9 protein-coding genes are annotated in these 11,989 nt (G+C 37.0%); all 9 read right to left on the bottom strand.

Annotated elements, in window-relative coordinates; translation table 11 throughout:
- Positions 1-4 precede the first annotated feature (4 nt).
- Positions 5-904 (bottom strand): glycosyltransferase, encoded by a 900-nt coding sequence (locus J4N25_RS22185; RefSeq protein ID WP_207424003.1) that lies wholly within the window; start codon positions 902-904, stop codon positions 5-7.
- Positions 901-2,004, bottom strand: a complete 1,104-nt coding sequence (gene glf / locus J4N25_RS22180; protein WP_207424002.1) for a UDP-galactopyranose mutase — start codon at positions 2,002-2,004, stop codon at positions 901-903. Before glf ends, J4N25_RS22185 begins: the two co-directional genes overlap by 4 nt.
- A 29-nt stretch (positions 2,005-2,033) precedes the next feature.
- On the bottom strand, positions 2,034-2,885 hold the full coding sequence (locus J4N25_RS22175) for a glycosyltransferase (protein WP_207424001.1): 852 nt from the start codon (positions 2,883-2,885) through the stop codon (positions 2,034-2,036).
- Complete coding sequence (locus tag J4N25_RS26990) at positions 2,882-4,129, bottom strand: oligosaccharide flippase family protein (protein ID WP_369410876.1); 1,248 nt, start codon at positions 4,127-4,129, stop codon at positions 2,882-2,884. The genes J4N25_RS22175 and J4N25_RS26990 overlap by 4 nt, the downstream gene beginning before the upstream one ends.
- Positions 4,130-4,260: 131 nt before the next feature.
- The gene (locus J4N25_RS22165) at positions 4,261-5,298 is read right to left on the bottom strand and encodes a GumC domain-containing protein (protein WP_207423999.1); all 1,038 of its coding nucleotides are present in this window, start codon (positions 5,296-5,298) and stop codon (positions 4,261-4,263) included.
- 14 nt (positions 5,299-5,312) lie between these two features.
- Positions 5,313-7,859: an SLBB domain-containing protein gene (locus J4N25_RS22160; protein WP_207423998.1), complete on the bottom strand. Its 2,547-nt coding sequence runs from the start codon at positions 7,857-7,859 to the stop codon at positions 5,313-5,315.
- 299 nt (positions 7,860-8,158) lie between these two features.
- The gene (gene gmd, locus J4N25_RS22155) at positions 8,159-9,295 is read right to left on the bottom strand and encodes a GDP-mannose 4,6-dehydratase (RefSeq protein ID WP_207423997.1); all 1,137 of its coding nucleotides are present in this window, start codon (positions 9,293-9,295) and stop codon (positions 8,159-8,161) included.
- Positions 9,296-9,482: 187 nt separating this feature from the next.
- Positions 9,483-10,355, bottom strand: a complete 873-nt coding sequence (gene rfbA, locus J4N25_RS22150; protein ID WP_207423996.1) for a glucose-1-phosphate thymidylyltransferase RfbA — start codon at positions 10,353-10,355, stop codon at positions 9,483-9,485.
- 108 nt (positions 10,356-10,463) lie between these two features.
- Complete coding sequence (gene rfbD / locus J4N25_RS22145) at positions 10,464-11,330, bottom strand: dTDP-4-dehydrorhamnose reductase (RefSeq protein ID WP_207423995.1); 867 nt, start codon at positions 11,328-11,330, stop codon at positions 10,464-10,466.
- Positions 11,331-11,989: the final 659 nt, after the last annotated feature.

Here is an 11,989-nt window from a genome sequence, read left to right as displayed (position 1 = left end):
ATGATCAGAAAGGTATCTTTTGAGAAAGGTTATTGCTAAGGCCATGTAATGATGACTTGAAGAAATGGCCTAATGATAATTCTGAATTTTTTACAAAAATGCGATAAAGAAGGTTTGAGACTAAAAACTTTAGTAAGCCATAATGATTATATCTCTTCATGATATAGCATTTATTCCGGAAGAAGCAGTAAGACTTCCAATCATCTTGTCCAAAAAAAGCAGTTCCCCACCAACCTCTTGCCAAAGGCATTCTGTCTTTCGGGTGAAAAAAAACGGAATCGATAATAGTTTCTATTTTAAATCCTTTTTTTAAAATTCTTGCAAAATACTCGTTTTCATCTCCCCAAATAAAAAGTTCCGCTATAGGACTTCCCACCTCTTTAAGTAACGAAGTGGGAAATATTACAGAATTAAAAAATGCTGCAATATTAGGAATAGAACTTGTTGATAATCGAAGAGCCTCTACCTCTGATTTGGTGGTAAGGTAATGCATAGTAGAGTTATTATCGACGTAATAAGTCTCAAAAGCCAATAAGTCGCGTTTATCAATGTCATAAACTATCGATCCTAACACGTTCCTCTCTGTTAATTTACCAGATTCTATCAATTTTTCTAAACAGTTATAGGAAGGTAGGCCATCATCATCCATGCACCATGTAAAATCAACCTTAAGTTCGATACCCTTCAATATACCAGTCCTTTGCCCACCTCCGCTACCTTGATTGTTTTGATGTACAATTATTAAATCTGTTTGCTCTCTTAACCATTCTTCAGTTCCATCTATTGATCCATTATTGACAACAATAATATAATCCGCCTTCCTCGATTGGTCACGAATTGCCCCTATTATTTTAATTAATGAGGATAATCTATTATAGGTTACAACAACAGCGGCTATTTTCATATTGCTACCTTTTTTTCAAAAATCATAAGTGCTCTTGCAACAACTTGATCCATATTATAGTATTTATAGTCAGCAAGCCGGCCACAAAATATCACATTTTCACACTTTTCCGCCTCTTCGTTATATCTATTAAATAAGTTGTGATTTTCCTCGCAGGGAATTGGGTAATATTTTTCAAGATTTTCAGTAGCTAGCAGGGAATATTCCCTGGTAATAGTAGTTACGTCGCTCCGCTGGCCTGTAGCATGTTTCCACTCAACAATTCTTGTGAAATCGTATTCATTAGGATAGTTAACTTGTTGATGGGATTGATAATAGTTTTGATTAAAAGTCTCGTGTTCGAATCTTAATGATCTATAGGGGAGTTTTCCAAATTTATAGTTAAAAAAGGAATCAATTGGTCCACTATATATAAGAGTTCTATAAGGTATTATATTGATTATATCACGATAGTCTGTTTTTAACATAAGAGAAATGTTTGGATGAGCAAGAATTTTTTTAAACATTTCTGTATAGCCGTGTTTAGGAATACCTTGATACTTGTCGGTAAAATATCTATCGTCTCTATTCGTTCTAGTCGGGATTCTAGCAGTTACGCTTGGAGCTAAATTTTTGGGATCAATTTCCCACTGCTTTAATGTATACCCTCGGAAAAACTTATTGTACAAGTCTTCTCCGACTTGACTAATAACCATCTCTTCTGCATTCATAGGCTTCGAGATATCAATTTTTACTTTATCAAAGTAGTCTTGTACATCTTTAGATGAAGTCAAATTTAAGTTGTACAAGTTGTTAAGAGTATCGAGATTTATAGGGATTGGAACAAGTCTTCCATCAACATAGGTTTGTACCCTATGATAATGAAATCTCCACTCAGTAAATAAGGATAAGTAGTCAAAAACACTTTTATCATTAGTATGAAACCAGTGTGGGCCATATTTATGAACTAGAATTCCATCTTCATTATAATAATCGTAAGCATTGCCCCCTATGTGGTCTCGCTTATCTACTACTAATACCTTTTTATTAAGCTGTGATGCTATTCGTTCCGCCAAGACAGCACCAGAATAGCCTGCCCCAACAATTAAATATTCAAACATTGATATAGATATAATAAATCTTAATAATACTATAATTTGAAATTAAGGCCATCAAGTATTCCTTTGAGCCCTAAAGAAAAACGTTTAAATTTATTATTAGGGTAAAGAAGCAGAATAGGAAGGGTTATGATAGACCTTATAATGCCTAAATGTTTATTCTTCATTCTCCTGTAAATTATAGAATTACGGTAAAAGTAATAAGTCTTCCAATATGCATAATTCTCTAATTCTCTTCCAAATAGTTTAAAAATTGTTCTTTGCACTCGGTGTATGCCTCCTTCGAAATTTAAAATAAAAAGTTTAATCCCGTTTTTTCTTATTCTATCTGCCCACTCGATGTCATCCATTATCGTAAACCAAAACGTGTGAGGATAGCCTGCTGTTTCTAAGAGAGGCCGGTTAATAATCATAAAGGGAAATCCTAGATCTTCAGTTTCATATAAAATTTCAGCTCGAGCCGCTTTTATCCATTTCCCCTCCGAAACCCCTCTAAAAAATAACTTTCTTCCTTCTTCGTAAGTTATTGATGTTGCAGCAACGGGTTTACTTAAATCTAACTCAGATTTTTCAATGTAATTTAAAGCGGTTTCTAAATAATTAGTATAAACTTCACAATCATCGTCAAATAAAAATATTAAATCAGGTTGTTCGTTATAGGCCTCTTTCAACCCTCGATTAAACCCTCCAGCGCTTCCAGAATTATCCTGGTTAATTACTCTTATTTTTTCTAATCCTTCCAGATACTCTTTAGTTCCGTCTGTAGAATTATTATTTATTACGATAATATCATCAAATTGTCGAGTTTGATTCATTAAGCTATAAAGACAAGGCTTTAGCAATTGCAGCCTATTGTAAGTCACAACAATCACACAAACTTTCATGTATATTTTTTCGAATAAAAGGTTATAAAATAATAAGTAGTTAAAGCGGAAATAACAAGCTCAACCATTACCCAAGCAATACTAGCGCCAACATAAGTGAAATAGGTGGAGAGGACTGTTGCCAGAATAAGCGATAGGATGCAAGCACTTGAAATTATTTTCAAATATACCCAGTCCTTCTTCAATGAGATAAGCCCTAAGGAACCGAAAGCATTACTGAACGAAATGATCAGGGGAAGAAAGGATAAAACCTTAATTACCATTACCCCTTCTAACCCGTTCTGCCCGTACAATAGTTCCATCAACAATTCAGACGATGCAAAAAAAAGAATTGACGTTAAGGAAGCTAATACGAGTGAAATCGAAAGGATTTTTTTTATTGCCGGTAGGATCTCGGCTTCACCCGCCCGGGCTAGCTCCGGTAACAAAAATTGATTTAGTGGCATATAAAGAATAGTTATTGCGGCAGAAATAAGCTTTGATGCGGAGGAAAATATTCCCACTGATTGTGCTCCAGACACAAATCCCAATACTGTTACTGTTGACAGGGTATAAATATTTGTTATGATAGTAGAAATAAATATTGGAAAAGACTGCGCCAATTGAGAATAACAGGTGCTTATATTTTTAATGCTGGGAAGTATATCTATTTTATATTCCCTTGTAATTAAAAATAAATGGAGGCAACCAATAATTATTTGACCAAAAGAAAAGATTAAATTGTAGTAGCTATATGTATTAGAGAAAACGAAAAGATAAATTGATAAAAAGACGAGGGCTTTTATTGTTAAATTTATCCAAGTGAAATATGTTATTTTTTTAGTACCTAAAAAATACCAGTTGCACGTGAAGAGGAAGCCCAAATTTATCAGGTAAGTAAACATATATAGCATAGTAACTTCTTTTGGGTACTGTGCTATTAGAAGATAAATAACAAGGGCAGTCGTGCAAGCTGCAAATAATATAATTTTTAATCTTAGGATATCACTTATGTAGTCTTGAACCTTCTCTTTATCTTTTAGTTTCGCTATTTCCCGAGTAGCTGAGATGTCGAAACCATAGTTTATGATTAAGGAGAAATAATTGACTATCACTTGACTAAAGCCTAACAAACCGAAATTTATCAGACCTACCCTTCTCAGTATTATTGGTACTATTAATAATGGGAATAAATAATTGACTATATAGCTTAAGTACAATTGAAAAGAATCCGCTGTTATTAGACTTTTATATCGATTAATCACTCTTATTGTGGTTTGATATCATTCTAGTATTATTAGAAATATAGTATTAAAATGCTTGGACTTTATTTATACTGAATTTACGATAACCGAAAAAAATTCATAAATTTCATAGAGAGCTTTAAACTTATAGCTCATCTAATTATCTTCATAAGCGAGAGAATAATTACAGTCAAGGAAGTAAGCAAGAAAGATATACCTAAACTGGAAAGAATCTTTGATGGTCTCTCTTTATCAAGAGGCAAAACAGGTTCGTCTATTATTTGGATTAACGGAGTAGCTTTTCTAAGCGATATCTTTGCAATTTCTAAATTCTTAGCTACTTCTGCATAAATTGCTGAGCTTGACTGGACATCTATTTGCTTATGCTGAGCCGGTACCCTGAGGCTCAATAACGCAGCATTTGGACTAGGATTTACATCCATAGCTAAAGCTGTTGCCCTAATTGATGTATTTAGTATTCTACGTACGCTATCCGCTTGTTTCTGCAATAGTTTTACATTCTCAAGGGAAGTTTTAGTCTTCGTTTCAATGTAAAACTGATTTACATTTTCAACAAGTTTGTTTGTAAAGGACTTAGCGAATAGTTCATCTATTGAAGTTACTTTTACACTTATAATGCTTAGCTTTTTGTCTGGTTTTTCGACCTTCAAATAATTCTTAGTAATATCTTTCACAATCTCATTTATAATACTATCATGAGCAAGTGTAAATTTATTTTCAGGAATGTTAAACTGGATGTTCTCAGGATATGATTTTTTTTGCCACTTGTTATTAAGCTTATTAAACTTGATATAGCGATCAATTAGCAAGGCTTCATGTTTTTTAAAAGAGACTGAACTAAGTAAGGTCTTTTTGATCATTCGGCGCGATCTATACAATTCGAAGATATTTTCTCCCTGAAAAATACCGCTACTTTTTCCTCCTCCCAGATCAACTCCAATCATTGATGCCAATCCCAGATATTCACCTAATCCGCCATTAGTTCCAGCATCCTCTAATACGAAGGTACATACAGCTGTAAATTTTGGACTTTTAAATTCTGCATATAGATAACCTAAAATTAGCCCAATTATAGAAACTGAAAAAAGTAATTTCCAGTGCGCTAGTAAATATATATACCACCTTCTAATTTTAGTAAAGACGTCTCTTAAGGATATTTCCTCGTTCATACTTATTTCCATCCTTATTTAACTGTATTCAATATTCCGATAATTATAGCTCCCATTGAAGCTAACGCCGACGCTAGACCTACAGTTTCAGCAGCTGTTATCTTCCTCTTCTCCTCTTTCGTCGGCACAAATATCTCTGCCCCTGCCTTTACAATAGGATAATTGTTAAACCCTAAAAATCTTTTAGTTGATTGAATACTTCCATTAGGATATAAAACATAAGCTCTTTTTCTTAAAGCTTTCTGAGAAAACCCTCCGGCATTGGCTATGTATTCCTTGAAGCCTTTGCGTGACTCGTATATAACAGTTACAGGTGATAAAACTTCGCCATTTACTTTGACTGTTTGCAATTGTTTAGGGACCATCAACACATCCCCTTCCTCCAAAATTAAGTCATATTTAGCTTTCGGATTTTCAATGATACGATTTAGGTTTATTCCTACCAATGATGACCCTGATATATTTTCGTCGACTCTTTCCGTCGAATCATTTACTGTAGATTGTAGCCTTTTTAGTCGATCAACTTTTTGGTCGTCCGTTTCTTTGCTGTTAATCCTGTTTTTTCCTGTACCTTTCTCTGCAGCATCTCCTCTTTTCAACGAAGCTCCATCTAAATAAGCCAAATCCGTAAAGCCACCAGCTCTTCCTACCAAATCAGAGATTCTTTCATCCTTTCTAGTAATAGTATAAGTTCCTGGGTATAATACCTCTCCTTCAACTCTTACATTCCTTTGCGTTTCGTAACCTGGCGCGTTTCTCACCACTACAATGTCAAACGGCTGTAAAACAAAACGCGGTCCTTGTATTCTTAAATTTTGGTCCACATCCACCTGAAATACCTCGGAAGTTTTTGAATTGGCCGCCCCTGCCTCTGCGTCTCTTACCCTTCTCGAAATCTCAATTCTCCGTGCACTCGCTCCTTCTTTAAATCCACCGGCTTGCTGGATTAGATCTTCCAGGCTCTGATTCTCAGAAAATCCAAATTGCCCCGGGTTTCTAACTTCTCCCTCGATCGTAACTCTATATTCGTCTCTTAAATCAAAAATAGAGGAGATGGTTACAGAGTCTTCACGAAGAAGCGCAATATCAGCAGCTGTTTGATTTATAATTCGCGCTAAATCAAAGGATATTAGTTCAGAGGTATTATCTGTTCTTAAACGTTTTATATATCCTCTTGGTAAAAAAGCATCCTCTTTTACACCTTCGGCTTTCTTAATCAATTGGGAAAGTGTTAGCCCTGGTTCTAGTTCGTAAGCTCCTGGTCTGAATACTGCACCTTCAATTACTACTCTATTTTCAAAGCGTTCAAGAATTGGCTCAGCAAAGTACTTGTCGCCATTATTAGGAGTATAGGTCCCAAACTCATTTGCAAAGACATCTGTAATACGACGTTCTTTAGCTGTATTTTGAATTATCTTGATTCTTGCAGTATAGGCCTCTGTTGTAAAGCCTCCTGCGAACTCAATGATATCTCTTAAGCGATCTTTATCTAGAGCTTCAAAAATATATGGTCTTTTAACTTCTCCACTAAATTGAACTCGTTTACGATAGGTAGGGATACGAATAACGTCTTGATCTTGTAAACGAACATTATTGCGCTGAAATCCTCTAAGTAAAAAATCATAGACGTCAATAGTTGAAACAACACGGCTGTTACGGATAACTTCTATCGTTCTGAAAGATCCGTTCTCTGTTGGACCTCCTGAAGCATATAGTGCATTAAAGGCTGTGGCTAGAGAAGGCAGGGTATAGGTTCCCGGGCGGGTAACTTCACCGACTAGAGTTACTTTGATACTGCGGATGTCTCCAAGGGAGATGGCTACTTTAGTATTACCTGTATTAATGTTTGAATATATGGTTGATAATCTTGAACGTATTCTTGCTGTAGCCTGTTCCATCGATAGACCTGATACCTGAACTACTCCTACATAAGGAATATTGATCGTGCCTTCTGGAGAAACCACTAATTTATAACTTGCTTCTGAGTAGCCGTAGATGTCGATATTGATCTGGTCATCAGGCCCTATAGAGTAATTTGCCGGAGTTGCGATACGCAGATTGGGTTCAAATGTGATCTTTGAGTTTTTAAATAGATCCGATCCAAATACTTTAGGCTTAAATGCATTCAAGGCTTCTTCTGCTTTTTCTGGATCTAATTCTACTTCTGATGAATCTGGTTCGTAGTTAAGCTGTCTTCCACCAGGATTGCTTCGAACATTCTTGTCATATGAACTATTCTGAGTATTGCTTTTGGGTTTGTCGGTTGTGCCTTGATTCTGCTTAAGTTTATTTACACGCTCTCTTAGTTTTGAAATTTCAGAAGGAGCCATTCCCCTTGCGGAGGCTACTTGCTCGAGCTGAGCTTCACTTAGTCCGCTTGCTTCAACTTGTTGAATAAATTGACGTATTTGAGCATCAGATAGCTCATCTACTCTGACAGAACTTAGGTTTTGAGTATTCTGAGCTAGTACAGGCAAGGCAAACAGAAACAGAACAGAAAGTATTAACAGTCTGCAAATTTTATTAAGCTGTAACCTTGCAACAGATTTAGATTGTATCATATAAAGAGCATTCTCGCTAAAACCCATCCAGATAGATCGATTAATCGGTTTCTGAAAAATCGAACAAAAATAGAAAAATTAAGAGAAAGGGGGGGCGAAAATTTTATTTAATTAAAACTATTCGGGAATGGATGGAAACATGGCAATAGGAGTGGCAGAAAGGACTTTGTCTGCCTGTATATTGTTCAAGGGATGCTGAAATGATTCTCAGCATGACGACCGTGCTACTTCTAGTCTTAACAGAAAAACCGCCTCAAGTTCCCCTTGAGACGGCCTATTCCTTCAAAATAAGAAACCTCTTATTCGAAATAATTCAAAATGTTATATCCACCTTGTTTAAGATACTCATCTTTCTTAACCAAGTTTAAGTCAGACTGCATCATGTCTTTACAAAGTGCTTGTAAATCATATTTAGGCTGCCATCCAAGCTTGGTTTTAGCTTTAGTAGGATCACCTAATAATAGATCTACTTCAGTTGGACGGTAGTAACGAGGGTCTACTTTCACTACTGTCTGACCAATTTTTAAAGCATCAAGGTTTAATCCAAGATCTAATGCTTTAACCTGATCAACGTCGATGATAACACCTTTTTCGTTTTCTTCCTGACCGCTGAATTCGATTTCGATCCCAAGCTCAGCAAAGCTCATTCTTACGAAGTCACGAACAGTTGTAGTAACACCTGTAGCAATTACGTAATCTTCAGCAACATCTTGTTGAAGGATCAACCACATTGCTTCTACATAGTCTTTTGCATGTCCCCAGTCGCGTTGAGCAGAAAGGTTACCAAGGTGTAAGCAGTTCTGCAAACCTAAAGCAATTTTAGAAGCTGCACGAGTGATCTTACGTGTTACGAAAGTTTCCCCTCTGATCGGACTCTCGTGATTGAATAAAATACCGTTGCAAGAGTACATGCCATAAGCTTCACGATAGTTTACTGTGATCCAGTAACCATACATTTTAGCAACAGCATATGGAGAACGTGGATAAAAAGGAGTGGTTTCGCTTTGAGGAACTGCCTGTACTAATCCGTAAAGTTCAGACGTAGAGGCCTGGTAGATACGGGTTTTCTTTGTTAAACCTAATAAACGAACTGCCTCAAGTATACGTAATGTTCCGATTCCATCTGCGTTTGCAGTGTATTCTGGAGTATCGAAACTCACTTTAACGTGACTCATCGCAGCAAGATTGTAGATCTCATCTGGTTGGATCTCTTGGATAATACGGATTAAGTTGGTTGAGTCAGTTAAATCTCCGTAATGTAACTGGAGTTTAATGTTCGTGTCGTGTGGATCCTGGTATAGATGGTCAATACGATCGGTATTAAACAAAGAAGCACGTCTTTTCAGACCGTGTACCTGATATCCTTTTTTTAGTAGGAACTCCGCCAGGTACGCACCGTCCTGACCAGTAATTCCAGTGATTAAAGCTACTTTCATTAATCCTTTTTTATTGATTGAATAATTGTTGAATTGTTCTTTAGTAAATGTCCTGTGAAAATAGAAAAATTATTTCGTTTATATACTATAATTGAAAAAATCCTATTTTGTTTGAGGTGTCTTTGTGTTTTTCATAAAAATACTGCTGATTGTGTTTCTGCAAGAACAAATCCGCCTATAGAGGGTATTACAAAATCTCGTGTTGCAGGATTCTTAGAAGGTACTGGCCATAACCACTCTTCACTAAGGGTGCTGCTACCTCTTTCAATTCTTCCGCTGTAATAAAACCCATACGATAAGCAATCTCCTCGATACATCCGATCTTCAAGCCTTGACGCTCTTCAATTACCTGTACAAACTGACCTGCTTGCATTAGTGAATTGAAGGTTCCTGTATCAAGCCATGCAGTTCCGCGACTCAATACACCCACTTTTAGCTTTCCTCTGCGTAAGTATTCTTTATTTACGTCTGTGATTTCATACTCTCCCCTCGGTGAAGGCTCTATGTTCTTTGCGATCTCAATAACTGAGTTATCGTAAAAATACAATCCAGGAACAGCGTAATTTGATTTTGGTTTTTCTGGCTTCTCTTCAATAGAGATAACCTGATTATTTCCATCGAATTCAACTACACCATAACGCTCGGGATCAGCTACAGGATAAGCAAAAACAACACCTCCTTCTGGTTCTTTTAACTCCTGAAGTAAGTGTGAAAGGCCGTCTCCATAGAAAATATTATCCCCTAATATCAAGGCAACGCTGTCGTCTCCAACAAATTCTTCGCCTATTACAAATGCCTGAGCCAATCCGTTAGGTTGCTCCTGCACCGCATAAGTGAATTTGCAACCAATTCGACTTCCATCTCCTAAAAGTTTCTCGAAGTTCGGCAGGTCATGAGGAGTGCTGATGATTAGGATTTCTTTTATTCCGGCTAGCATTAAAATGGACAGCGGATAATAAATCATTGGCTTATCATAAACAGGCATCATTTGTTTGCTTGTGGCAAGGGTTAGGGGATGTAGTCTTGTACCTGATCCTCCTGCTAGTATAATTCCTTTCATGGGATTAAATAAAATTCAAATTAAGATTACAAACAATATTTCTGTCGGTATTGAAATAGTACGCTTATATTTCCCTTCCGATTTATCGGAAGGGATAGGGTGAGGTGATTAAGCTTGTTCTACCCTCAGCCTTTCAATACACGTCTTCAAACTATCTCTCCAGTATGGTATTTCAAATCCAAAGGCATTCTTGATCTTAGACTTATCCATAACAGAGAAAGCAGGGCGAACAGCTTTAGTAGGATACTCGGAGGTTTTTAAAGGAAGTGCCTTTACTTCAACTTCACCTAAATCAAATATGGCTTTTGCAAAATCAAACCAGGAAGTAACTCCTTCATTACTGTAATGATAGGTGCCGAACTTCTGATTATCATTAGTAATGATATGTAAAATAACGGTAGCCAGATCAATCGCATAAGTTGGCGTTCCAATCTGATCCACGATAATTCCTAACTGATCTCTTTCACTTCCTAAACGAAGCATCGTCTTTACAAAGTTATTGCCGTATTCGGAGTACAACCAGCTTGTACGTAGGATGTAGTATTTGTTAGTGTGCTCTGGAATTACTAGCTCTCCCTCCAATTTAGTTACGCCATAAATGTTGATCGGCTCTGCTGTATCATCTTCAGCTAAAAGCGAAGGAACAGTTCCACCAAAAACGAAATCGGTAGATATATGGATCAATGTGGTTTGATACTTAGCACAAAGCTTTGCCAAATTTGCAGCTCCGTCTCGGTTCACTTTACGGGCAATTTCTACTTCATCTTCTGCCTTGTCTACTGCCGTATATGCCGCGCAGTTGATACAATAAGCAGGTTTATGAGTGTCGAATGTTTTTTGAAGGACTTCAGGGTTTAAAATATCAGCTTCCTCTTCCGAAAGGAAAACGATATCATTAAATCCTGTTTCTTTAGCAACAAGCTGAAGGCATGAACCTAATTGTCCTGTACCTCCAAATACAATGGTTTTACTCATTAATGGATAAGATGATCAGTAATTGAGGTGTAAAAATAGTTTTTTTTATTGAATGCTGGGCTTTGGCTTATTGTATAGCTTATTTAGAAGTAGCAAATAATGTATAGTTAATTTACTACTAACCCTCTGGCTTGTATAAATATCGAAGGAAAGTGGGTAGATGATATGGGCTCCTTCAGTTCTCGCTCATACCTTGTTTACCCTTTCTTCAGCTTAACAGGCCGGAAACGCAGTTTGAGCTGAACAAGAACTGAAGAAGTACTGAACAAGAGCTGAACAAATGGTTCGCAGAGAGGGAGAATTGTCACGAGTTCACCGCCAATTGCCTCCATTTCACCGCCAGATACCACCGGCTTTTTTTGCAACTCATAGAGTTCGCCCTACCTGCTTTTATACTGCTTCGGATCTCTAGCCATCAGCTTCCGATCAGTTGCGGATAACGAGCGCTGAAGCCGCACTTTATCAGCAACTGATAAGCAACTGAACGGAAGCAGACCGCACCAGATCCGAAGAGGGTAGGAAGCAGGTAGGAAGCTGTCTCCTCACAGACACCTGGTACCGCTATAAGCCTTACGTATAGTCTAGCCGTGGTATAAGTACCATTGCTCCCCTGTTACTCCCAGGATACTCCCCAGATAAAGCACAGATAGTCCGATAGA

This window comes from Desertivirga brevis (assembly GCF_017355835.1).
Note: the sequence above shows the minus strand (reverse complement) of the source record. Positions and strands in the feature narration are given on the sequence as shown.